The sequence below is a fragment of the Enterobacter cloacae subsp. cloacae ATCC 13047 genome (genome assembly GCF_000025565.1).
Lineage (GTDB): Bacteria > Pseudomonadota > Gammaproteobacteria > Enterobacterales > Enterobacteriaceae > Enterobacter > Enterobacter cloacae.
The window spans coordinates 3096697-3119686 of record NC_014121.1; the positions used below are offsets into that span (position 1 = coordinate 3096697).

At 54.8% G+C, this 22990-nt stretch carries 20 protein-coding genes and 7 tRNA genes; 25 read left to right on the top strand and 2 right to left on the bottom strand.

The genetic code is table 11. The features are described from left to right. The first annotated feature begins 24 nt into the window (after positions 1 to 24). The 8 genes from asnB to ECL_RS14980 all read left to right on the top strand — a co-directional run bounded on the left by asnB (position 25) and on the right by ECL_RS14980 (position 2609). The gene (asnB, locus tag ECL_RS14945; RefSeq protein ID WP_013097572.1) at positions 25 to 1689 is read left to right on the top strand and encodes an asparagine synthase B; all 1665 of its coding nucleotides are present in this window, start codon (positions 25 to 27) and stop codon (positions 1687 to 1689) included. A 227-nt stretch (positions 1690 to 1916) separates the two neighbouring features. Then, a tRNA-Met gene (locus ECL_RS14950) sits at positions 1917 to 1993 on the top strand. 8 nt (positions 1994 to 2001) lie between these two features. After that, positions 2002 to 2086 (top strand) — tRNA-Leu (locus ECL_RS14955). A gap of 23 nt (positions 2087 to 2109) precedes the next feature. Then, positions 2110 to 2184: transfer RNA gene (locus ECL_RS14960), tRNA-Gln, on the top strand. 32 nt (positions 2185 to 2216) lie between these two features. Continuing rightward, positions 2217 to 2291 (top strand) — tRNA-Gln (locus tag ECL_RS14965). Between the two features lie 17 nt (positions 2292 to 2308). Next, positions 2309 to 2385 (top strand) — tRNA-Met (locus tag ECL_RS14970). A 39-nt stretch (positions 2386 to 2424) separates the two neighbouring features. After that, a tRNA-Gln gene (locus tag ECL_RS14975) sits at positions 2425 to 2499 on the top strand. A gap of 35 nt (positions 2500 to 2534) precedes the next feature. Continuing rightward, a tRNA-Gln gene (locus ECL_RS14980) sits at positions 2535 to 2609 on the top strand. Between the two features lie 106 nt (positions 2610 to 2715). Here the strand turns inward: ECL_RS14980 and ubiF are convergent. Next, entirely contained in the window at positions 2716 to 3891 is a 1176-nt protein-coding gene (gene ubiF / locus ECL_RS14985) for a 3-demethoxyubiquinol 3-hydroxylase (protein WP_013097573.1), read from the bottom strand. A gap of 135 nt (positions 3892 to 4026) precedes the next feature. Here ubiF and miaB point away from each other — a divergent pair, with 135 nt between their 5' ends. The 10 genes from miaB (at position 4027) to rihA (ending at position 14300) form a co-directional block, all read left to right on the top strand. Then, positions 4027 to 5451 (top strand): tRNA (N6-isopentenyl adenosine(37)-C2)-methylthiotransferase MiaB, encoded by a 1425-nt coding sequence (gene miaB / locus ECL_RS14990; RefSeq protein WP_013097574.1) that lies wholly within the window; start codon positions 4027 to 4029, stop codon positions 5449 to 5451. Positions 5452 to 5614: 163 nt separating this feature from the next. After that, the gene (locus ECL_RS14995) at positions 5615 to 6661 is read left to right on the top strand and encodes a PhoH family protein (RefSeq protein ID WP_013097575.1); all 1047 of its coding nucleotides are present in this window, start codon (positions 5615 to 5617) and stop codon (positions 6659 to 6661) included. Continuing rightward, positions 6658 to 7125, top strand: a complete 468-nt coding sequence (gene ybeY / locus ECL_RS15000; RefSeq protein WP_003858677.1) for an rRNA maturation RNase YbeY — start codon at positions 6658 to 6660, stop codon at positions 7123 to 7125. Before ECL_RS14995 ends, ybeY begins: the two co-directional genes overlap by 4 nt. An 89-nt stretch (positions 7126 to 7214) precedes the next feature. After that, a complete protein-coding gene (gene corC, locus ECL_RS15005; protein WP_013097576.1) occupies positions 7215 to 8093 on the top strand; it encodes a CNNM family magnesium/cobalt transport protein CorC in 879 nt (292 codons plus the stop codon). 5 nt (positions 8094 to 8098) lie between these two features. Next, positions 8099 to 9637, top strand: a complete 1539-nt coding sequence (gene lnt, locus ECL_RS15010; protein WP_013097577.1) for an apolipoprotein N-acyltransferase — start codon at positions 8099 to 8101, stop codon at positions 9635 to 9637. 400 nt (positions 9638 to 10037) lie between these two features. Then, on the top strand, positions 10038 to 10943 hold the full coding sequence (locus ECL_RS15015) for an amino acid ABC transporter substrate-binding protein (protein ID WP_014883004.1): 906 nt from the start codon (positions 10038 to 10040) through the stop codon (positions 10941 to 10943). 155 nt (positions 10944 to 11098) lie between these two features. Beyond that, complete coding sequence (locus ECL_RS15020; protein ID WP_013097579.1) at positions 11099 to 11839, top strand: amino acid ABC transporter permease; 741 nt, start codon at positions 11099 to 11101, stop codon at positions 11837 to 11839. After that, complete coding sequence (gltK, locus tag ECL_RS15025) at positions 11839 to 12513, top strand: glutamate/aspartate ABC transporter permease GltK (RefSeq protein ID WP_013097580.1); 675 nt, start codon at positions 11839 to 11841, stop codon at positions 12511 to 12513. Before ECL_RS15020 ends, gltK begins: the two co-directional genes overlap by 1 nt. Further along, entirely contained in the window at positions 12513 to 13238 is a 726-nt protein-coding gene (locus tag ECL_RS15030) for an amino acid ABC transporter ATP-binding protein (RefSeq protein ID WP_013097581.1), read from the top strand. Before gltK ends, ECL_RS15030 begins: the two co-directional genes overlap by 1 nt. A gap of 120 nt (positions 13239 to 13358) precedes the next feature. Beyond that, positions 13359 to 14300 (top strand): pyrimidine-specific ribonucleoside hydrolase RihA, encoded by a 942-nt coding sequence (rihA, locus tag ECL_RS15035; protein WP_013097582.1) that lies wholly within the window; start codon positions 13359 to 13361, stop codon positions 14298 to 14300. A 149-nt stretch (positions 14301 to 14449) separates the two neighbouring features. On the opposite strand, the gene ECL_RS15040 is transcribed toward rihA, so the two are convergent. After that, complete coding sequence (locus tag ECL_RS15040) at positions 14450 to 14932, bottom strand: zinc ribbon-containing protein (RefSeq protein WP_014831082.1); 483 nt, start codon at positions 14930 to 14932, stop codon at positions 14450 to 14452. A 214-nt stretch (positions 14933 to 15146) separates the two neighbouring features. Between ECL_RS15040 and leuS the strand changes: the two genes are divergently transcribed. From leuS to mrdA, 7 genes are all read left to right on the top strand, one after another. Further along, complete coding sequence (leuS, locus tag ECL_RS15045; RefSeq protein WP_013097584.1) at positions 15147 to 17729, top strand: leucine--tRNA ligase; 2583 nt, start codon at positions 15147 to 15149, stop codon at positions 17727 to 17729. Between the two features lie 14 nt (positions 17730 to 17743). Beyond that, positions 17744 to 18313, top strand: a complete 570-nt coding sequence (lptE, locus tag ECL_RS15050) for an LPS assembly lipoprotein LptE (protein ID WP_013097585.1) — start codon at positions 17744 to 17746, stop codon at positions 18311 to 18313. Further along, a complete protein-coding gene (holA, locus tag ECL_RS15055; RefSeq protein WP_013097586.1) occupies positions 18313 to 19344 on the top strand; it encodes a DNA polymerase III subunit delta in 1032 nt (343 codons plus the stop codon). The genes lptE and holA overlap by 1 nt, the downstream gene beginning before the upstream one ends. Continuing rightward, complete coding sequence (nadD, locus tag ECL_RS15060; RefSeq protein ID WP_020685664.1) at positions 19337 to 20002, top strand: nicotinate-nucleotide adenylyltransferase; 666 nt, start codon at positions 19337 to 19339, stop codon at positions 20000 to 20002. Before holA ends, nadD begins: the two co-directional genes overlap by 8 nt. 268 nt (positions 20003 to 20270) lie before the next feature. Next, the gene (gene rsfS / locus ECL_RS15065) at positions 20271 to 20588 is read left to right on the top strand and encodes a ribosome silencing factor (RefSeq protein WP_013097588.1); all 318 of its coding nucleotides are present in this window, start codon (positions 20271 to 20273) and stop codon (positions 20586 to 20588) included. Positions 20589 to 20591: 3 nt separating this feature from the next. Continuing rightward, positions 20592 to 21059 carry a 23S rRNA (pseudouridine(1915)-N(3))-methyltransferase RlmH gene (gene rlmH / locus ECL_RS15070; protein ID WP_003858701.1) on the top strand — a complete coding sequence of 156 codons (468 nt, stop codon included), beginning with the start codon at positions 20592 to 20594 and terminating at the stop codon, positions 21057 to 21059. A 28-nt stretch (positions 21060 to 21087) separates the two neighbouring features. Further along, positions 21088 to 22989: a peptidoglycan DD-transpeptidase MrdA gene (mrdA, locus tag ECL_RS15075; protein WP_013097589.1), complete on the top strand. Its 1902-nt coding sequence runs from the start codon at positions 21088 to 21090 to the stop codon at positions 22987 to 22989. The last annotated feature ends 1 nt before the right edge of the window (position 22990 follow it).

Sequence of the window (22990 nt, forward strand, 5' to 3'; positions counted from 1 at the left end):
GCAACAGGGTTAACGGAGAAGGTTATGTGTTCAATTTTTGGCGTACTGGATATTAAAACTGACGCGGGCGAACTGCGTAAAAAAGCACTCGAGCTGTCCCGCCTGATGCGCCATCGCGGCCCGGACTGGTCCGGTATTTACGCCAGTGACAAAGCAATTCTGGCTCATGAACGTCTGTCGATTGTGGACGTCAACGCCGGTGCACAGCCGCTGTATAACGAGAAAAAAACACACGCGCTGGCTGTAAACGGTGAAATCTATAACCATCAGGCGCTGCGTGCCGAGTATGGCGATCGCTACGCCTTCCAGACCGGCTCTGACTGTGAAGTCATTCTGGCGCTGTATCAAGAGAAAGGCCCTGAGTTCCTGGACGACCTGCAGGGTATGTTTGCATTCGCCCTGTACGACAGCGAAAAAGACGCTTATCTGATCGGCCGCGACCACATTGGTATCATTCCGCTGTATATGGGCCATGATGAACACGGCAACTTCTATGTTGCGTCTGAAATGAAAGCGCTGGTGCCGGTATGCCGCACCATTAAAGAGTTCCCGGCAGGTAGTTACCTGTGGAGCAAAGATGGTGAAATCCGTCAGTACTACCAGCGCGACTGGTTTGACTATGATGCGGTAAAAGACAACGTGACTGACAAAGCCGAGCTGCGTCAGGCGCTGGAAGATTCCGTTAAAAGCCACCTGATGTCAGACGTGCCTTACGGTGTGCTGCTCTCCGGCGGGCTGGACTCCTCCGTTATTTCAGCCATCACCAAGAAATTTGCGGCGCGTCGTGTTGAAGATCAGGAGCGTTCAGAAGCCTGGTGGCCGCAGCTGCACTCCTTTGCCGTCGGGCTGGAAGGTGCACCGGATCTGAAAGCCGCGCAGGACGTGGCGAACCACCTCGGCACCGTGCACCATGAAATTCATTTCACCGTGCAGGAAGGACTGGATGCGATCCGCGACGTGATCTATCACATTGAAACCTATGATGTGACGACTATTCGCGCATCCACCCCTATGTACCTGATGTCCCGTAAGATTAAAGCAATGGGCATCAAGATGGTGTTGTCAGGTGAAGGTTCAGATGAAGTGTTTGGCGGCTACCTGTACTTCCATAAGGCGCCGAACGCGAAAGAGCTGCATGAAGAGACCGTACGTAAACTGCAGGCGCTGCACATGTTTGACTGCGCACGTGCTAACAAAGCGATGTCCGCATGGGGTGTTGAAGCGCGCGTTCCGTTCCTGGATAAAAAATTCCTCGACGTGGCCATGCGCATTAACCCGCAGGACAAAATGTGCGGCAACGGTAAAATGGAAAAACATATCCTGCGTGAATGTTTTGAATCCTACCTGCCGGCGAGCGTGGCATGGCGTCAGAAAGAGCAGTTCTCGGATGGCGTTGGCTACAGCTGGATCGACACCCTGAAAGAGGTGGCGGCGAAACAGGTTTCAGACCAACAACTGGAAACAGCAAGCTTCCGCTTCCCGTACAACACGCCAGGCTCTAAAGAAGCGTATCTGTACCGTGAGATCTTCGAAGAGCTGTTCCCGGTACCGAGTGCTGCTGAGTGTGTGCCAGGCGGTCCTTCAGTGGCCTGCTCTTCAGCGAAAGCCATTGAATGGGATGAATCTTTCAAAGCGATGAACGATCCATCAGGACGTGCGGTAGGCGTTCACCAGTCTGCCTATAAATAAACACGTATTTGAACATCAGGCCCTGCGGGGCCTGTTTTTATTTGCCTTACATTTCACCGTCTAAAATCGATTAATAACCAATAATTGCCGAATATTCGGTCACGCTGTTCGCAACCTAACCAAACAGTCACATTCCGGCCATTTTCGTTGAAAAAGGTGTTGACGCTGCAAGGGTCTATACGCATAATGCGCCCCGCAACGCCGATAAGGTAACGCGAAAAAAAGATGGCTACGTAGCTCAGTTGGTTAGAGCACATCACTCATAATGATGGGGTCACAGGTTCGAATCCCGTCGTAGCCACCATCTTTTTTGCGGGAGTGGCGAAATTGGTAGACGCACCAGATTTAGGTTCTGGCGCCGCAAGGTGTGCGAGTTCAAGTCTCGCCTCCCGCACCATTCCCAGGTAAGCGTTGCACGGATGGGGTATCGCCAAGCGGTAAGGCACCGGTTTTTGATACCGGCATTCCCTGGTTCGAATCCAGGTACCCCAGCCATATTTCTTCGATCATGCGGTTCTCCGCGGTATTGGGGTATCGCCAAGCGGTAAGGCACCGGTTTTTGATACCGGCATTCCCTGGTTCGAATCCAGGTACCCCAGCCATCGAAGAACGCAGTACTGGCTACGTAGCTCAGTTGGTTAGAGCACATCACTCATAATGATGGGGTCACAGGTTCGAATCCCGTCGTAGCCACCATATTAAGATTATCGATCTGTTTCGGTAATAAAAAATTGTTGGGGTATCGCCAAGCGGTAAGGCACCGGATTCTGATTCCGGCATTCCGAGGTTCGAATCCTCGTACCCCAGCCAATTTAAAAGTCGTTAAGCAGTACGTTTAACGCAATTGGGGTGTCGCCAAGCGGTAAGGCTCTGGTTTCTGATACCAGCATTCCGGGGTTCGAATCCCTGCACCCCAGCCACTTAAAACAAAAAAAGCCCGCTCTGCGGGCTTTTTTGTTTTTGTACAGAATTGTGCGGCCTGATGCCCTCACCCTGGCCCTCTCCCACGGGGAGAGGGTAAAAGGATTAGAGTCCCAGAGCGTATTTAAGCGCCTGACGCTTCAACCCGCCGGCGCGTTCCGCCGCCATCAATCCAATGTTTCGCAGAATACGCACCGGGGCCAGATCATTGCTGAAACCGGCATAGAACAGATCCATCCCCGACTGCATGATGAAGTTATCCGCCATACGTCGCGTCTGGTAGCGCTTGAGTACATGATGGCTTGACCAGGCCTCCGCATGCGCACGTGCATTGCCCAGCACATCCAGTAAAGCGTCAACGTCACGATACCCGAGGTTCACGCCCTGCCCCGCCAGAGGATGAATGGTGTGCGCCGCATCGCCCACCAGCGCCAGCCCATCACGGGCATACTGCAGCGCATGGCGACGTGTAAGAGGAAACGCCCCTGCGGCAACCGGCGTGATATGTCCCAGACGGGCCGGGAAGTGTTGCAGAATTTCACGCTGCAACTGCTCCATTGAAAGCCCCTGTAGCTGGCGAATGCGCGCCGGTTTGTCGTACCACACCAGCGACGCCCAGTTATCGAACAGCGGTAAAAAGGCATGCGGACCATTTGGGGTAAAGTGCTGCCAGGTACTCTCTCCCGGCGCATTTTCACACTGAACGGTGATCAGCATACAGGACTGCTCATACTGCCAGGCATGAACACCGATGCCCGCCATCTGTCTGACCTGCGAGTGAGCACCGTCAGCCCCAATGACCAGCTTCACAGCCAGTTCATCGCCGCTGTCGAGCGTCAGCGTGTAGCCGCTATTGTGAGGATGCAGCGCCTTCAGCGACGCAGGAACACGCAGCCTCACCTTCGGATGCGCCTCCAGCGCCTGCCAGAGCGCCCGCTGGAGGACGTTGTTTTCCACCATATAGCCCAGACGCGGCAGCTTCAGCTCGGCGGCATCAAACGCGACGTGGGCATTTTCCCATTCCCAGGTTTCAAGGCGACTGTAAGGGTGAGCCCGCATATCGAGCACCGCCTCCCAGACGCCCAGCCCGCGAAGCAAATCAACAGAGGCCGCGCTGATGGCGGAAATGCGGACATCCGGCTTTGCCGTCGGGTCAAACTCAGCAGGTGCCGCCTGCTCAATAACCGTTACCTCAAATCCCTGCTGCGCCAGCCCCAGCGCCAGCGCGCCGCCGACCATACCGCCGCCGACAACGGCAATTTCGGTGTGTTGGAGTGTCATGGTCACTTTTCCTTATTGGAGAATCCCTTAAGTTTACCGGATTTTTGCAGTCCTGAGACGCATAACCTTCATACTGGTCACAACCCCACCAAAGCATTACAATACACGGCTTGCAATCCTGAGCTGAGCAAGTCGATGACTAAAAAACTCCATATAAAAACCTGGGGCTGTCAGATGAACGAATACGATTCATCCAAGATGGCCGATCTGCTGGATACCACCCACGGATACCAGCTGACTGAAAATGCGAAAGAAGCCGATGTGCTGCTGCTGAATACCTGCTCAATTCGTGAAAAAGCGCAGGAAAAAGTTTTTCACGTTTTAGGTCGCTGGAAACTTCTCAAACGAAAAAATCCGGACCTGATCATCGGTGTGGGTGGCTGCGTCGCGTCGCAGGAAGGTAAGCTGATTCGTCAGAGAGCCCCCTATGTGGATATTGTCTTTGGCCCCCAGACCCTGCACCGCCTGCCGGAAATGATCAACAAGGTGCGCGGCGATCGTAGTCCGGTCGTTGATGTCAGCTTCCCGGAGATCGAAAAATTTGACCGTCTGCCTGAGCCGCGTGCGGATGGCCCGACCGCGTTCGTCTCAATCATGGAAGGCTGCAACAAATACTGCACTTATTGCGTGGTGCCTTATACCCGTGGTGAGGAAGTGAGCCGCCCGGCAGACGATATTCTGTTTGAAATCGCGCAGCTTGCCGCACAGGGCGTACGCGAGGTGAACCTGCTGGGGCAGAACGTTAACGCCTGGCGTGGTGAGAACTACGACGGCACCACCGGCAGCTTTGCTGAACTGCTGCGCCTGGTGGCCGCGATTGACGGTATCGACCGTATTCGCTTTACCACCAGCCATCCAATGGAATTCACCGACGATATTATCGACGTTTACCGCGATACGCCGGAGCTGGTGAGCTTCCTGCATTTGCCGATTCAGTGCGGCTCTGATCGCGTGCTGAACCTGATGGGGCGTCCGCATACGGTGCTGGAGTACAAATCCACCATTCGTAAGCTGCGTGAAGCGCGTCCGGATATCCAGATAAGTTCCGACTTTATCGTTGGCTTCCCTGGTGAAACCGCTGACGACTTCGAGCGCACCATGAAGCTCATCGGCGAAGTGAATTTTGATGTCAGCTACAGCTTTATTTTCTCTGCACGCCCTGGCACACCGGCGGCCGATATGGTTGACGATGTCCCGGAAGAAGAGAAAAAACAGCGTCTGTATATTCTGCAGGAGCGTATCAACCAGCAGGCCAACGCCTGGAGCCGGCGCATGCTCGGCACCGTCCAGCGTATTCTGGTGGAAGGCACCTCCCGTAAGAGCATCATGGAACTCTCAGGCCGTACCGAAAACAACCGCGTGGTGAATTTCGAAGGCACCCCGGACATGATCGGTAAATTTGTGGACGTCGAGATTGTGGAAGTGCTGACCAACTCGCTGCGCGGAAAACTGGTGCGCACCGAGGATGAGATGGGGCTGCGCATTGCGCAATCGCCTGAATCCGTCATTTCCCGCACGCGTAAAGAAAACGATTCTGGCGTTCGGGTTTACCAGCCATAATCCTTCAGGCCTGCCTTCCCGGCAGGCCTTGTATTTCCTCTCAACGTCCCCAATATCTTCCGCAACGCTTGCGCCTTTTTTCCATGGCGTGAATAATTTCGGTAATAACCGTTTTATTACGCCTGAGGGCGCCGGGCCAGTTAACCAATCAAAGAGGAACAGTTTGAACATAGACACGCTTGAAATTAGCCTAACGCCCGCAGACAACGCTCGCCTGCTGAGCCTGTGCGGGCCGTTTGATGACAACATCAAACAACTGGAGCGACGTCTGGGTATCGAAATCAATCGTCGCGATAATCATTTCAAACTCACCGGACGCCCTATCTGCGTCAATGCGGCTGCGGACATCCTGCGTAACCTGTATGTTGATACCGCCCCGATGCGTGGCGAAATTCAGTATATCGAACCGGAACAAATTCACCTCGCCATTAAAGAGGCGCGCGTGCTTGAGCAGAGCGCAGAAAGCGTGCCGGACTATGGCAAAGCCATAAATATCAAGACCAAACGTGGTGTCATTAAGCCGCGTACACCGAACCAGGCGCAGTACATTGCCAACATTCTCGACCATGACATCACCTTCGGCGTAGGTCCGGCGGGTACAGGTAAAACCTATCTGGCCGTCGCCGCTGCGGTTGATGCGCTGGAGCGCCAGGAGATCCGCCGTATTCTGCTGACCCGCCCGGCGGTTGAAGCAGGTGAAAAACTCGGCTTCCTGCCAGGGGACCTGAGTCAGAAGGTGGATCCTTATCTGCGCCCACTGTACGACGCGCTGTTCGAAATGCTGGGCTTTGAGAAAGTTGAGAAGCTTATTGAGCGTAACGTGATTGAAGTCGCCCCGCTGGCCTACATGCGTGGCCGTACCCTTAACGATGCGTTCATTATTCTGGATGAGAGCCAGAACACCACCATCGAACAGATGAAGATGTTCCTGACGCGTATCGGCTTCAACTCGAAAGCGGTTATCACCGGTGACGTCACCCAGATTGACCTGCCGCGCAGCACCAAATCGGGCCTGCGCCACGCCATCGAAGTGCTGGCTGAGGTGGACGAAATCAGCTTTAACTTCTTCCACAGTGAAGACGTGGTACGCCACCCGGTGGTCGCGCGTATCGTTAACGCCTATGAAGCCTGGGAAGAGGCCGATCAGAAGCGTAAGGCCGAACTGGCCGCAGAACGTAAGCGCGAAGCGCAGGAGCAAGAACAGAAATGAGTCAGGTGATCCTCGATTTACAGCTGGCCTGTGAAGATAATTCCGGCATGCCAGAAGAGGCGCAGTTTCAGAAATGGCTGGATGCTGTTATCCCCCAGTTTCAGGAAGAGTCAGAAGTCACGATTCGCCTGGTGGATGAAGCAGAAAGCCATGAGCTTAACCTGACCTACCGCGGGAAAGATAAGCCAACCAACGTGCTCTCTTTCCCGTTCGAAGCCCCACCGGGTATTGAAATGCCGCTGCTCGGCGATCTGATCATCTGCCGTCAGGTGGTGGAACAGGAAGCCAAAGAGCAGCAAAAGCCGCTCGAGGCCCACTGGGCGCATATGGTTGTCCATGGAAGCCTGCACCTGCTGGGCTACGATCATATTGAAGATGACGAAGCGGAAGAGATGGAGTCCCTTGAGACAGAGATAATGCTTGCTCTGGGCTATGAGGATCCGTACATTGCCGAGAAAGAATAGTCAGACAACCGACTGACTAACATGCCGCCGCGTAAGGAAATAGCGCGGCGGTAAACATTGAACTGACGAGAGAACCCTTAACAAACGCCATGAGCGACGACAATTCACACAGTAGCGACACGACAAACAGTAAAAAGGGATTTTTCTCCCTCATTCTGAGCCAGCTTTTCCATGGTGAGCCCAAAAACCGTGATGAACTGCTGGAGCTGATTCGTGATTCCGGGCAAAACGATCTTATCGACGAAGATACGCGCGAAATGCTCGAAGGGGTAATGGACATCGCCGACCAGCGCGTTCGCGATATCATGATCCCCCGCTCGCAAATGATTACCCTGAAACGTAACCAGAGCCTTGATGAATGCCTCGATGTGATTATCGAATCCGCTCACTCCCGTTTCCCGGTCATCAGCGAAGACAAAGATCACATCGAAGGGATTTTGATGGCCAAAGATCTGCTGCCGTTTATGCGCAGCGATGCCGAAGCCTTCAGCATGGAAAAAGTGTTACGCCAGGCCGTGGTTGTGCCGGAAAGTAAACGTGTGGATCGGATGCTGAAAGAGTTTCGCTCCCAGCGTTACCACATGGCGATTGTGATTGATGAATTTGGCGGCGTGTCAGGCCTTGTCACGATCGAGGATATTCTTGAGCTGATCGTGGGCGAGATCGAAGACGAGTATGACGAAGAAGAAGATATCGACTTCCGTCAGCTTAGCCGCCACACGTGGACCGTTCGCGCCCTGGCCTCCATTGAGGATTTCAACGACGCCTTCGGCACCCACTTCAGCGATGAAGAGGTGGATACCATTGGTGGGCTGGTGATGCAGGCCTTTGGTCATCTTCCTGCCCGCGGCGAAACCGTTGACATCGATGGTTACCAGTTCAAAGTGGCGATGGCCGACAGCCGACGTATTATACAGGTTCATGTCAGAACGCCGGACGACTCACCGGTGCCAAAACTGGAAGATTAATGTAAATGGCATTTGCCCCACTGCTTGAACGCCAGCGCGTCCGTTTGCTGCTGGCGCTGTTACTCGGAGCCAGCGGTACGCTGGCTTTTTCTCCTTACGATATCTGGCCTGCAGCCATTCTCTCCCTGATGGGGTTACAGGGGTTAACCCTGAATCGTCGTCCCGTTCAGGCTGCAGCCATTGGCTACTTCTGGGGGCTGGGGCTGTTTGGATCCGGCATCAACTGGGTCTACGTCAGCATCGCCCAGTTTGGGGGTATGCCGGGGCCGGTTAACGTCTTCCTTGTGGTTCTGCTGGCCGCCTATCTCTCGCTCTACACCGGTCTGTTTGCGGGCATTCTTTCCCGCCTGTGGCCTAAAACCAGCTGGCTGCGCGTTGCCATTGCGGCTCCCGTGGTCTGGCAGATCACCGAGTTTCTGCGCGGCTGGGTGCTGACCGGCTTCCCGTGGCTGCAGTTTGGCTACAGCCAGATTGACGGCCCGCTGAAAGGTCTGGCGCCGGTAATGGGCGTTGAAGCCATTAACTTCCTGCTGATGGTGGTGAGCGGCCTGCTGGTGCTGGCGCTGGTCACGCGTAACTGGAAACCACTAGTGGTGGCGCTGGTCCTTTTCGCTCTGCCCTTCCCGCTGCGTTATATCCAGTGGTATACCCTGATGCCAGAGCGCGCCACACAGGTATCGATGGTGCAGGGAAATATTCCGCAGGCGATGAAGTGGGATGAAAAAGAGCTGCTGAACACGCTGAAAATTTACGCCAACGCCACTGAAGAGGTGATGGGTAAATCACAGCTGATCATCTGGCCTGAATCTGCCATTCCGGATCTGGAAATTAACCAGCAGCCGTTTCTCAACATGATGAACGATCTGCTGCGCGCGCGCGGCAGTACGCTGATCACCGGGATTGTGGATGCGCGTCTGAATCAGCAGAACCGCTACGATACCTACAACACCATCATTACGCTCGGCAAAGACAGCGAGTACAGCTACACCTCGACTGACCGGTATAACAAGAATCACCTTGTTCCGTTTGGCGAGTTTGTTCCGCTGGAATCGATACTGCGTCCGCTGGCACCGTTCTTTGACCTGCCAATGTCCTCCTTCAGTCGGGGTCCGTATGTGCAGCCGCAGCTGCATGCACACGGCTTTGCCCTGACGGCGGCCATTTGCTACGAGATCATCCTCGGTGAACAGGTGCGCGACAACTTCCGTCCGGATACGGACTTCCTGCTGACCATCTCTAATGATGCCTGGTTCGGTAAGTCGATTGGTCCGTGGCAGCACTTCCAGATGGCGCGGATGCGTTCACTGGAGCTGGCGCGTCCGCTGTTGCGCAGCACCAACAATGGCATCACCGCCGTGATTGGACCGCGGGGAGAAATTCAGGCCATGATCCCGCAGTTTACGCGCGACGTGTTGACGGCTAAAGTCACGCCGACAAGCGGCCTGACGCCATATGCCCGCACCGGCAACTGGCCGCTGTGGATCCTGACCGCCCTGTTTGGCTTTGGGGCTGTGCTGATGAGCCTTCGTCAGCGTCGTCGCTAATCTTACCTTCTGTTGCCGGGTGGCGCTGACGCTTACCCGGCCTACATTTCGCTTCGTCGGTCGGGTAAGGCGTAGCCGCCACCCGACAGTTCCCTCCCAAATTTCAATTCTGGCACGCCTATTGCTTTGTTTATTCAGGTAAACGCAGTTTGGCTTCGTGTGCAACCTTGTCGCACCAGTATAGATCGCCGGTAGCACCGAAACGGTGCAACGAGAGATTTCTGCCTCGGAATGGTGCGGCGCGCTTCGCAAAAATAAACAATAACGCAGCAAAATCTTTACATTAAGCCAGACTAAATGTTAACAAGCTTGCATAACACTGCACTCGCATAGCGCGAGATATAACAACATCACAATGGGTATCAATGCGTCACTGACGCTGATAAAAAAGGAGTTGGGTATGCAATTACGTAAACTGGCCACAGCAATGCTGGTAATGGGGATGTCCGCAGGCGTTGTACACGCTGAAGACGCGCCGGCAGCCGGCAGCACTCTCGACAAGATTGCCAAAAACGGCGTGATCGTGGTCGGCCACCGTGAATCTTCTGTCCCGTTCTCTTACTACGACAACACGCAAAAAGTCGTGGGCTATTCACAGGACTACTCTAACGCCATCGTTGAGGCCGTGAAGAAAAAGCTGAACAAACCCGACCTGCAGGTAAAACTGATTCCAATCACCTCGCAGAACCGTATCCCACTGCTGCAAAACGGCACCTTCGATTTTGAGTGTGGCTCCACCACCAACAACCTTGAGCGTCAGAAACAGGCCGCCTTCTCCGACACCATCTTTGTGGTGGGGACCCGTCTGCTGACCAAAAAAGGCGGTGACATCAAAGATTTTGCTGACCTGAAAGGCAAAGCCGTTGTTGTGACCTCCGGGACAACCTCAGAAGTGCTGCTGCACAAGCTGAACGACGAGAAGAAAATGGATATGCGCATCATCAGCGCGAAAGACCATGGTGACTCCTTCCGTACGCTGGAAAGTGGCCGTGCCGTCGCGTTTATGATGGATGATGCTCTGCTGGCTGGCGAACGTGCAAAAGCGAAGAAGCCGGACAACTGGGATATCGTTGGTACCGCCCAGTCGAAAGAAGCCTACGGCTGTATGCTGCGTAAAGACGATCCGCAGTTTAAGAAGCTGATCGATGACACCATCGCCCAGGTGCAAACCTCCGGTGAAGCGGAAAAATGGTTCGACAAATGGTTCAAGAACCCAATTCCACCCAAAAATCTCAACATGAACTTTGAACTGTCTGACGACATGAAAGCACTGTTCAAATCACCAAATGACAAGGCTCTTAACTAATTAGAACTACAGGGGCAGGATCTCCTGCCCTCTCGATTGTCGGGAAGCATGGACAGACTATACGTTGAGTGGTCGTTCCCCACTCAGCGCGAAAAATGAGCTTCTCACCAATCTTCGAGGGTAGCTCTGCTACCCTTTTTTTTCTGGAGTTTATTATGTCAATAGACTGGAACTGGGGCATATTTCTGCAACAAGCCCCGTTCGGCAACACAACCTATCTTGGCTGGCTGTGGAGCGGCTTTCAGGTTACCGTTGCGTTATCGATAACGGCGTGGATTATTGCGTTCCTTGTCGGTTCACTGTTCGGTATTCTGCGCACCGTCCCTAACCGTTTTCTCTCTTCTATCGGCACGCTGTATGTGGAACTGTTCCGTAACGTTCCGCTGATCGTGCAGTTCTTTACCTGGTATCTGGTCGTTCCTGAACTGCTGCCGGAAAATATTGGCATGTGGTTCAAGTCGGAACTGGATCCTAACGTACAGTTCTTTGTCTCCTCGATGATGTGTCTGGGGCTGTTTACCGCCGCGCGCGTGTGCGAGCAGGTACGCGCCGCTATTCAGTCGCTGCCGCGTGGACAAAAGAACGCGGGTCTGGCGATGGGGTTAACGCTGCCACAAACCTACCGCTACGTCCTGCTGCCTAACGCCTACCGCGTCATTGTTCCACCGATGACCTCAGAGATGATGAACCTGGTCAAAAACTCGGCCATCGCCTCCACGATCGGTCTGGTCGATATGGCGGCGCAGGCGGGTAAACTGCTGGATTATTCCGCCCACGCGTGGGAATCCTTCACGGCAATTACGCTCGCGTATGTTCTGATTAACGCTTTCATCATGCTGGTGATGAACCTGGTTGAACGCAAAATTCGCCTGCCGGGCAATCTGGGGGGCAAATAATGTACGAATTTGACTGGAGTTCCATTGTTCCTTCCATGCCGTACCTGCTGGATGGCCTGGTGATCACCTTAAAAATCACGGCGATCGCCATCATCGTCGGTATCGTCTGGGGCACCCTGCTGGCGGTAATGCGCCTGTCGAGCTTTAAACCGCTCGCCTGGTTTGCCACTGCCTACGTTAACGTTTTCCGTTCTATCCCGCTGGTGATGGTGCTGCTGTGGTTTTACCTGATTGTTCCCGGATTCCTGCAAAACGTTCTGGGACTGTCACCGAAAACCGATATCCGCCTGATTTCCGCGATGGTTGCGTTCTCCATGTTTGAGGCCGCTTACTATTCCGAGATCATCCGTGCGGGCATACAGAGTATCTCCCGCGGGCAGTCCAGCGCGGCGCTGGCGCTGGGGATGACCCACTGGCAGTCCATGCAACTCATTATTCTGCCGCAGGCGTTTCGCGCCATGGTTCCCCTCCTGCTGACCCAGGGCATCGTGCTGTTCCAGGATACCTCTCTGGTATATGTCCTGAGCCTGGCAGACTTCTTCCGTACCGCGTCCACCATCGGTGAGCGCGATGGTACGCAGGTTGAGATGGTGCTCTTCGCAGGTGCGGTCTATTTTGTGATTAGTTTAAGCGCGTCGCTGTTGGTCAGTTGGCTGAAGAAAAGGACGGTATAATGATTTCCCTGAAAAATGTTTCTAAATGGTATGGGCACTTTCAGGTGCTGACCGACTGCTCCACCGAAGTCAAAAAAGGTGATGTGGTGGTAGTGTGCGGGCCGTCCGGTTCCGGTAAATCGACGCTGATCAAAACGGTTAATGGTCTGGAGCCTGTGCAGCAGGGTGAAATTGTTGTTAACGGCACCAAAGTGAACGACAAGAAAACCAACCTTGCCCAGCTTCGCTCCCACGTAGGGATGGTGTTCCAGCATTTTGAACTGTTCCCTCACCTCTCCATCATCGAGAACCTGACGCTGGCGCAGGTGAAAGTGCTTAAGCGTGACAAAAAAGCGGCGCGTGAGAAAGGGCTGAAGCTTCTGGATCGCGTGGGGCTTTCTGCGCACGCCGATAAGTTCCCGGCACAGCTTTCCGGGGGCCAACAGCAGCGTGTGGCGATTGCTCGCGCGCTGTGTATGGATCCGGTGGCAATGCTGTTCGACGAACCGACCTCCGCACTCGATCCCGAAATGATCAACGAAGTGCTGGACGTCATGGTTGAACTGGCCCACGAAGGGATGACCATGATGGTGGTGACCCACGAAATGGGCTTCGCCCGCAAAGTGGCAAACCGCGTGATCTTTATGGATGAAGGCAAGATCGTTGAAGACTCGCCGAAAGAAGATTTCTTCGCCAACCCGAAATCCGAACGCGCTAAAGACTTCCTGGCTAAAATCCTGCATTAATCATCTCAGTGCGCAATCTTCGGATTGCGCACTGTCTCACGCTTTCAATCTCTGCTTCTCGTCGGCGTCACATTGCAGCGTTAACCTTGTCACAAAATAACGCTACGTATGGAGAACGCTATGGCACAGCCTATTATTTTCGATTGCGATCCGGGTCATGATGACGCGATTGCCCTCGTCCTTGCACTTGCCTCCCCTGAACTTGAAGTCAAAGCTGTCACCTCATCTGCCGGCAACCAGACGCCGGATAAAACCCTGCGCAACGTCCTGCGTATGCTGACCTTGCTAAAGCGCCCCGATATTCCCGTGGCCGGTGGCGCGGTCAAACCGCTGATGCGTGAACTGATCATTGCCGACAACGTACACGGAGAAAGCGGCCTGGACGGCCCGGCGCTGCCGGAACCGGGTTTCGCCCCGCAATCCTGTACCGCCGTGGAGCTGATGGCAAAGGTACTACGCGAGAGTGCTGAACCCGTCACGCTGGTAGCAACGGGCCCGCAAACCAACGTTGCGCTGCTGCTGAACAGCCATCCTGAACTGCACAGCAAAATTGCCCGTATCGTGATTATGGGCGGAGCCATGGGGCTGGGTAACTGGACGCCTGCGGCGGAGTTCAACATCTTTGTCGACCCGGAAGCGGCGGAGATCGTCTTCCAGTCGGGCTTGCCGATTGTGATGGCCGGACTGGATGTTACCCACCGGGCGCAGATTATGACGAATGACATCGAGCGTTTTCGTGCGATTGGCAACCCGGTTGCCACGACCGTGGCCGAGCTGCTCGACTTCTTTATGGAATATCACAAAGCCGAGAAATGGGGATTCCACGGCGCGCCGCTGCATGACCCGTGCACCATTGCCTGGCTGCTGAAGCCTGAGATGTTTACCACGGTAGAGCGCTGGGTTGGTGTGGAGACCCAGGGGAAATACACCCAGGGGATGACGGTGGTGGATTACTATTCGCTGACGGGCAATGAACCGAATACCACGCTAATGGTGGATATCGATCGGCAGGCGTTTGTGGATTTGCTGGCGGAGAGGCTCGCATACTATAGTGCGGCCTGATGCCCTCACCCCAACCCTCTCCCACGGGGAGAGGGTGCAAACACTAAAAACGGCAACGTGGTTGCCGTTTTGCTTTTACCTTTTGCGGCCTGATGCCCTCTTCCCGGCCCTCTCCCACAGGGAGAGGGCGCAAACAGTTTTGCTTTTACCTAGGGCTCAAACGGCCGACGCTGGAACTGATCGTGCCCGCACTTCGGACAGAGTGACAGCACCTCCGGTGTATAAACGGCAATATGGTGATGGCATTTCTCACAGACCAGATTTCCCAGCCCCACCACTTCGCCGCTGTGGTACACGCCGTGATGATTCAGATCCTGAAAGACTTCACGCCACTCCAGCTGTGTTTTATCGGTAATATCCGCCAGCTCCTGCCAGAGGCTCTCCTTTATTACCCGCATAAATACGCTGTCGGTCACCTCGTCCTGGCTCTCCTGGTAACTGCGCGCGAACTCTTCGAGGTCACGACGCACGGCGCGCGTCACCTCTTCCACTTCGGTTCGCGTTAACTCACCCGTTTGCGTCACGCGCGCACGCGCCTGCTCCACCAGCGCGTCGATATCTCGCTCGCCGTTACGCAGCCGTTCCGTCAGTGTTGCCACCAGTTCGCGGTAAAATTGAGCAACCTTGTTCATCATTTTGCCTCCCGGGTAAGTAACTATTTCTAATAATAGACCTTATTTCATCGCCGCTTTGTCAGGTGAACCACAGACCCGGTAAATTCCTGCAAAGCGCATTTGTGCGAAAGGCTGTTTTGACGCGGGCGTTTGGGCTATGCTATGCGGATCTGAAATACCACATCCATTGGCTACATTTGTAGCTGTATTGAAAACAGGACCACTGGCTGCCATGCAAGAGCAATACCGCCCGGAAGAGATAGAATCAAAAGTCCAGCAACACTGGGACGAGAAGCGTACCTTTGAAGTAACCGAAGACGAGAGCAAAGAGAAGTATTACTGCCTGTCGATGCTTCCCTATCCTTCTGGTCGACTACACATGGGCCACGTGCGTAACTACACCATCGGTGATGTGATTGCACGCTACCAGCGTATGCTGGGCAAAAACGTGCTGCAGCCAATCGGCTGGGATGCATTCGGTCTGCCAGCTGAAGGCGCGGCGGTCAAAAACAATACGGCGCCAGCGCCGTGGACGTACGACAACATCGCGTACATGAAAAACCAGCTCAAAATGCTGGGCTTTGGCTATGACTGGAGCCGCGAGCTGGCGACCTGTACCCCGGAATACTACCGCTGGGAACAGAAGTTCTTCACCGAGCTGTACAAAAAAGGCCTGGTCTATAAGAAGACGTCTGCCGTTAACTGGTGCCCGAACGACCAGACCGTTCTCGCGAACGAACAGGTTATCGACGGCTGCTGCTGGCGCTGCGACACCAAAGTTGAGCGTAAAGAGATCCCACAGTGGTTTATCAAAATCACCGCTTACGCTGACGAACTGCTGAACGATCTGGACACGCTGGACCACTGGCCGGATACCGTTAAGACCATGCAGCTCAACTGGATCGGCCGTTCTGAAGGCGTGGAGATCACCTTCAACGTTGAGAACTACGATCAGACTCTGACCGTCTACACCACCCGTCCTGATACCTTCATGGGCGCGACCTATCTGGCCGTGGCCGCAGGTCACCCGCTGGCGCAGAAAGCTGCCGAAAATAACCCGGAGCTGGCTATCTTTATCGACGAATGCCGCAACACGAAAGTGGCAGAAGCCGACATGGCGACCATGGAGAAGAAAGGCGTTGCCACGGGCTTCTATGCGAAGCACCCACTGACTGGCGAAGCGATTCCGGTCTGGGCAGCAAACTTCGTGCTGATGGAATACGGTACCGGTGCCGTGATGGCTGTTCCGGGTCACGATCAGCGCGACTATGAATTTGCCACCAAATACAACCTGCCGATCAAAGCCGTTATTCTGGCGGCTGACGGCTCTGAACCTGACCTGTCTGAGCAAGCACTGACGGAAAAAGGCACACTGTTTAACTCTGGTGAGTTCAGCGGCCTGAGCTTCGAAGAGGGTTTCAACGCCATCGCCGACAAACTGGCATCGCTGGGCGTGGGCGAGCGTAAAGTAAACTACCGCCTGCGCGACTGGGGCGTTTCCCGTCAGCGTTACTGGGGTGCGCCAATCCCGATGGTCACGCTGGAAGACGGCACCGTAATGCCAACCCCTGAAGATCAGCTCCCGGTTATCCTGCCGGAAGATGTGGTCATGGATGGCATCACCAGCCCGATCAAAGCCGATCCTGAGTGGGCAAAAACCACCGTTAACGGTCAGCCTGCGCTGCGTGAAACCGACACCTTTGACACCTTTATGGAGTCTTCCTGGTACTACGCCCGCTACACCTGCCCGCAGTATCAGGAAGGGATGCTGGATTCCGACGCGGCAAACTACTGGCTGCCGGTAGACATCTACATCGGTGGTATTGAACATGCCATCATGCACCTGCTCTACTTCCGCTTCTTCCACAAGCTGATGCGTGACGCAGGCATGGTGAACTCTGACGAGCCAGCGAAACAGCTGCTGTGTCAGGGCATGGTACTGGCAGATGCGTTCTACTATGTGGGTGCGAACGGCGAACGTAACTGGGTCTCTCCGGTTGATGCGATTGTTGAGCGCGACGAGAAAGGCCGTATCGTGAAGGCGAAAGACGCCGAAGGTCATGAACTGGTGTATACCGGCATGAGCAAGATGTCCAAGTCCAAAAACAACGGCATCGACCCGCAGGTGATGGTTGAGCGCTACGGCGCGGATACCGTGCGTCTGTTCATGATGTTTGCCTCACCGGCAGACATGACCCTGGAGTGGCAGGAGTCCGGTGTTGAAGGGGCGAACCGCTTCCTGAAGCGCGTCTGGAAATTGGTTTACGAACACACCGCTCAGGGCGACGCACCGGCACTGAACGTTGCTGCCCTGACTGAAGATCAGCAGGCGCTGCGTCGTGATGTTCATAAAACGATTGCAAAAGTGACCGATGATATTGGTCGTCGTCAGACCTTCAATACCGCAATTGCGGCTATTATGGAACTGATGAACAAGCTGGCGAAAGCACCGCAGGAAGGCGAGCAGGATCGTGCCTTAATGCGTGAAGCGCTGTTGGCCGTCGTGCGCATGTTGAACCCGTTCACCCCGCATGTCAGCTTCACCCTGTGGCAGGAGCTGAAAGGCGAAGGCGATATCGACAACGCGCCGTGGCCGGTTGCTGATGAATCCGCCATGGTGGAAAACACCACGCTGGTGGTGGTACAGGTCAACGGTAAAGTACGCGGTAAAATTACCGTCGCCGTTGATGCAACCGAAGAACAGGTTCGTGAGCGTGCTGGCCAGGAACATCTGGTGGCGAAATATCTTGAGGGCGTTACCGTACGTAAAGTGATCTACGTACCAGGTAAACTGCTGAATCTGGTCGTTGGCTAAGCGCGGGAGGAAACGTGCGACAACTGGCAACAATACTCTTATCTCTGGCGGTGCTGGTCACCGCGGGGTGTGGCTGGCATCTGCGCAATACCACGGCGGTGCCCGCTGAGATGAAAACGATGATTTTCGACTCAGGGGATCCGAATGGTCCACTCAGCCGGGCAGTGCGTAACCAGCTGCGTTTGAACGATGTTCAACTGATCGAAAAAGGCACCCTGCGCCAGGATGTACCGTCATTACGTATCTTAAGCTCATCGCTGGCTAAAGATACCGTGTCGATCTTCCAGGATGGACGTACTGCGGAATATCAGATGGTGCTGACGGTGAACGCGGCAGTATTGATCCCGGGTAAAGACATTTTCCCTATCAATACCAAAGTGTACCGCTCGTTCTTTGATAACCCGCAAACGGCGCTGGCAAAAGATGCTGAGCAGCAGATTATCATTAACGAAATGTACGACAAGGCTGCAGAACAGCTGATCCGTAAGCTGCCAGGCATTGCCGCAACGACAAGACAGGGTTCTGACATCATCGACAAACCGGATGCCAACACGCCTCCTGTTTCTACCTCCATGGGTAACTGATGATCAGGCTGTATCCTGAACAACTCCGCGCGCAGCTCAATGAAGGGCTGCGCGCGGCGTATCTGCTACTGGGTAACGACCCGCTCTTGCTTCAGGAAAGCCTGGATGCCGTGCGACATGCCGCCGCCGCTCAGGGCTTTGATGAACACCACACCGTCCAGTTGGATAACAATACCGACTGGAATGCCCTTTTCTCCCTTTGCCAGGCGATGAGTCTCTTTGCATCACGCCAGACCATCCAGATCCTGCTGCCAGAGAATGGTCCGAACGCAGCCATCAATGAACAGCTGGCGACGCTGGTCAGCCTGTTGCACAGCGATCTGCTGTTAATCGTGCGTGGCAACAAGCTCACCAAAGCGCAGGAAAACGCCGCGTGGTTTACCCAACTCGCCACTCATGCCGTGCTGGTCACCTGCCAGACGCCTGAGCAGACCCATCTGCCGAAATGGGTGGCGGCAAGAGCGAAGCAGAATAACCTGCAACTGGACGACGCAGCGAATCAGCTGCTGTGCTACTGCTATGAAGGCAACCTGCTGGCGTTGGCCCAGGCGCTGGACCGGCTCGCCCTCCTCTGGCCCGATGGCAAGCTGACTCTGCCGCGCGTGGAGCAGGCGGTTAACGACGCCGCACACTTCACGCCGTTCCACTGGGTTGATGCGCTGCTGATGGCAAAGAGCAAGCGTTCCCTGCATATTTTGCAGCAGCTACGCCTTGAGGGTAGCGAACCGGTTATATTGCTGCGTACGTTGCAGCGTGAACTGCTAATGCTCATCACGCTCAAGCGCCAGTCTGCTCATACGCCATTGCGTTCGTTGTTCGACAAACACCGTATCTGGCAAAACCGTCGGGCGATGACCACCGAGGCCATTAATCGTCTGAGCCATGAACAGCTGCGCCAGGCGGTACAGCTTTTGATGCGCGCAGAGCTCACGTTAAAACAAGATTACGGCCAGTCCGTCTGGGCGGAACTGGAAAGCCTTTCTCTGCTGCTCTGCCACAAGGCGCTGGCAGATGTATTTATTGATGGATAGCATGCACTCTCTACAGGCCCTGTACGGTGGCACCTTTGACCCGGTCCATTACGGTCATCTGAAACCGGTTGAAATTCTGGCGAATCTGATTGGTCTTCAGCGCGTGATTATCATGCCCAATAACGTTCCGCCACATCGGCCTCAGCCTGAGGCCACCAGCGAGCAGCGAAAAGAGATGCTCGCCCTGGCCATTGCGGATAAACCGCTCTTCAGCCTGGACGAGCGTGAACTCCGTCGCGACACCCCGTCCTGGACCTCGCAAACCCTACAGGAGTGGCGGGCCGAACAGGGGCCGGACAAACCGCTGGCCTTTATCATCGGCCAGGATTCTCTGCTCAACTTCCCCACCTGGCACCAGTATGAAACCATTCTGGAGAACAGCCATCTCCTCGTCTGCCGCCGTCCGGGCTATCCGCTGACCATGCGTGAAGAGCAGTATCAGCAGTGGCTGGAGGCTCATCTGACCGACAATGTGGAAGATCTGCATAATCAACCTGCCGGGAAGATCTATCTGGCGGAGACGCCGTGGTTTGATATTTCTGCGACAATCATTCGCGACCGGCTTCAGCACGGTTTAGCCTGTGACGATCTCCTGCCATCGTCAGTGCTGGACTATATCCACGCGCACGGGTTGTATCAGAAAAGCGCAGACGCATAATCCGGGCGCACAAAAAGCGCCTTATTGATTATCCTGCCTTGACAGAGTAAGCCATACTGTTATCCTCCGCTGCCAGACTTTCCCGCCGCTCATTGCTTTACAGAAATTGTTTTACAAAAATGGCGATGCAATCTCCGGCGGAGGGTGGGATGATACCCGCCTTCAAAAGCCCGGCCGGTGACATTTGTCCCGACAGGGGCGTCAGTTCAGGTATACTGTCTGGCTACGAATTCATAGTTGCACAATCTCATTCACCCAGGGGGAAAACTTGCAGGGTAAAGCACTCCAGGATTTTGTTATCGACAAAATTGATGACCTGAAAGGTCAGGACATCACCGCTATCGACGTTAAGGGTAAATCCAGCATCACCGACTGCATGATCATCTGCACCGGTACGTCTACTCGCCATGTGGTTTCAATTGCCGATCATGTTGTGCAGGAATCACGTGCAGCAGGGCTATTACCGCTCGGTGTTGAAGGTGAAGCGACCGCTGACTGGGTGGTTGTCGATCTTGGCGATGTGATTGTCCACGTCATGCAGGAAGAGAGCCGTCGCCTGTATGAGCTGGAAAAACTCTGGGGTTAATGCGTGAAGTTGCAGCTGGTCGCCGTCGGCACCAAAATGCCGGACTGGGTACAAACCGGTTTTACTGAATATCTGCGTCGTTTCCCTAAAGATATGCCGTTCGAGCTGGTGGAGATCCCCGCCGGAAAGCGCGGCAAGAACGCGGATATTAAACGCATTCTTGATAAAGAGGGAGAACTGATGCTGGCTGCCGCAGGCAAAAACCGCATCGTGACCCTCGATATTCCAGGCAAGCCCTGGGATACGCCGCAGCTGGCGCACGAACTGGAGCGCTGGAAGCAGGATGGTCGTGACGTCAGTCTGTTGATTGGCGGGCCTGAAGGGTTGTCCCCTGCCTGTAAAGCGGCGGCAGAACAAAGTTGGTCTCTCTCCGCGCTGACGCTTCCCCACCCGCTCGTTCGGGTACTGGTGGCAGAAAGCCTGTACCGCGCGTGGAGCATTACTACCAACCACCCCTATCACCGCGAGTAATGACTGACCAGGGTAGATTAAGCAGCGGATGAAACTACAGAATTCTTTTCGCGACTATACGGCTGAGTCCGCGCTGTTTGTGCGCCGGGCGCTGGTCGCCTTTACGGGGATTTTGCTGCTTACCGGCGTGCTGATCGCCAACCTTTATAATCTGCAAATTGTCCGCTATACCGATTACCAGACGCGCTCAAACGAAAACCGCATCAAGCTGGTGCCTATCGCCCCCAGCCGCGGCATTATTTACGACCGTAACGGCACCCCGCTGGCCTTAAACCGCACCATCTACCAGATTGAGATGATGCCGGAAAAAGTCGACAACGTGCAGGATACGCTGGAAGCATTGCGAAGCGTTGTCGATCTTAACGATGACGATATCGCTGCGTTCAAGAAAGAGCGCGCCCGTTCTCACCGTTTTACCTCCATTCCGGTTAAAACCAACCTGACGGAAGTCCAGGTCGCCCGCTTTGCCGTCAACCAGTACCGTTTCCCCGGTGTGGAAGTGAAAGGCTACAAGCGCCGCTATTACCCTTACGGTTCCGCACTGACGCACGTAATCGGCTACGTCTCCAAGATCAACGACAAAGACGTTGAGCGTCTCGATAAAGACGGCAAGCTGGCAAACTACGCCGCGACGCACGATATCGGTAAGCTGGGAATTGAACGCTATTACGAAGATGTCCTGCACGGGCAGACCGGCTATGAAGAGGTGGAAGTTAACAACCGTGGCCGCGTTATTCGTCAGCTGAAAGAGGTGCCGCCGCAGGCAGGGCATGACGTCTACCTGACGCTCGACCTGAAACTCCAGCAGTATATTGAAACCTTACTGGCGGGCAGCCGTGCGGCAGTTGTCGTGACCGATCCGCGTACCGGCGGCATACTGGCGATGGTCTCCATGCCAAGCTACGACCCTAACCTCTTTGTCGATGGAATTTCCAGTAAGGACTACTCCGGCCTGCTTAATGACCCGAACACGCCGCTGGTCAACCGCGCCACGCAGGGGGTCTATCCGCCGGCGTCCACGGTGAAACCTTACGTCGCCGTCTCGGCGCTGAGCGCGGGTGTCATCAATCGCAACACCAGCCTGTTTGACCCGGGCTGGTGGCAGTTACCGGGTTCAGAGAAACGCTATCGCGACTGGAAAAAATGGGGCCACGGTCATCTGAACGTGACGAAATCGCTGGAAGAGTCTGCGGATACCTTCTTCTATCAGGTGGCGTATGACATGGGTATTGACCGCCTGTCAGAGTGGATGAGCAAATTTGGCTACGGCCATTACACCGGGGTCGATCTCGCCGAAGAACGCTCCGGCAACATGCCAACCCGCGAGTGGAAGCTAAAACGCTTTAAGAAACCGTGGTACCAGGGTGATACCATTCCGGTGGGTATCGGCCAGGGCTACTGGACCGCAACCCCGCTGCAGATGAACAAAGCGATGATGATCCTCATCAACGATGGTGTGGTGAAAGTCCCGCACCTGCTGCAAAGTACCGTTGAAGAGGGCAAAAAAGTGCCGTGGATCCAGCCGCATGAACCGCCGGTGGGGGATATTCACTCCGGCTTCTGGGAGATCGCCAAAGACGGGATGTACGGGGTGGCAAACCGCCCGAACGGTACCGCGCATAAGTATTTCGCCGGTGCGCCGTATAAAGTGGCCGCCAAATCCGGTACGGCGCAGGTCTTCGGCCTGAAGGCCAACGAAACCTATAACGCGCACCGCATTGCCGAACGACTGCGTGACCATAAGCTCATGACGGCATTTGCACCCTATGATAACCCACAGGTGGCGGTGGCAATGATTCTGGAAAACGGCGGCGCAGGGCCAGCCGTGGGCACCATCATGCGCCAAATCCTCGACCACATCATGCTGGGTGATAACAACACCGAACTGCCGGCTGAAAACCCGGCGGCCGCTGCGGCGGAGGACCAATAAA

Coding starts and splice junctions, on each gene's coding strand:
- ubiF (WP_013097573.1), bottom strand. CDS start 3,891: ATGACACTCCAACACACCGAAATTGCCGTTGTCGGCGGCGGTATGGTC.
- ECL_RS15040 (WP_014831082.1), bottom strand. CDS start 14,932: ATGAACAAGGTTGCTCAATTTTACCGCGAACTGGTGGCAACACTGACG.
- gltK (WP_013097580.1), top strand. CDS start 11,839: ATGTACGAATTTGACTGGAGTTCCATTGTTCCTTCCATGCCGTACCTG.
- mrdA (WP_013097589.1), top strand. CDS start 21,088: ATGAAACTACAGAATTCTTTTCGCGACTATACGGCTGAGTCCGCGCTG.
- ECL_RS15015 (WP_014883004.1), top strand. CDS start 10,038: ATGCAATTACGTAAACTGGCCACAGCAATGCTGGTAATGGGGATGTCC.
- ECL_RS15030 (WP_013097581.1), top strand. CDS start 12,513: ATGATTTCCCTGAAAAATGTTTCTAAATGGTATGGGCACTTTCAGGTG.
- asnB (WP_013097572.1), top strand. CDS start 25: ATGTGTTCAATTTTTGGCGTACTGGATATTAAAACTGACGCGGGCGAA.
- lnt (WP_013097577.1), top strand. CDS start 8,099: ATGGCATTTGCCCCACTGCTTGAACGCCAGCGCGTCCGTTTGCTGCTG.
- ybeY (WP_003858677.1), top strand. CDS start 6,658: ATGAGTCAGGTGATCCTCGATTTACAGCTGGCCTGTGAAGATAATTCC.
- holA (WP_013097586.1), top strand. CDS start 18,313: ATGATCAGGCTGTATCCTGAACAACTCCGCGCGCAGCTCAATGAAGGG.
- ECL_RS15020 (WP_013097579.1), top strand. CDS start 11,099: ATGTCAATAGACTGGAACTGGGGCATATTTCTGCAACAAGCCCCGTTC.
- leuS (WP_013097584.1), top strand. CDS start 15,147: ATGCAAGAGCAATACCGCCCGGAAGAGATAGAATCAAAAGTCCAGCAA.
- corC (WP_013097576.1), top strand. CDS start 7,215: ATGAGCGACGACAATTCACACAGTAGCGACACGACAAACAGTAAAAAG.
- nadD (WP_020685664.1), top strand. CDS start 19,337: ATGGATAGCATGCACTCTCTACAGGCCCTGTACGGTGGCACCTTTGAC.
- rihA (WP_013097582.1), top strand. CDS start 13,359: ATGGCACAGCCTATTATTTTCGATTGCGATCCGGGTCATGATGACGCG.
- miaB (WP_013097574.1), top strand. CDS start 4,027: ATGACTAAAAAACTCCATATAAAAACCTGGGGCTGTCAGATGAACGAA.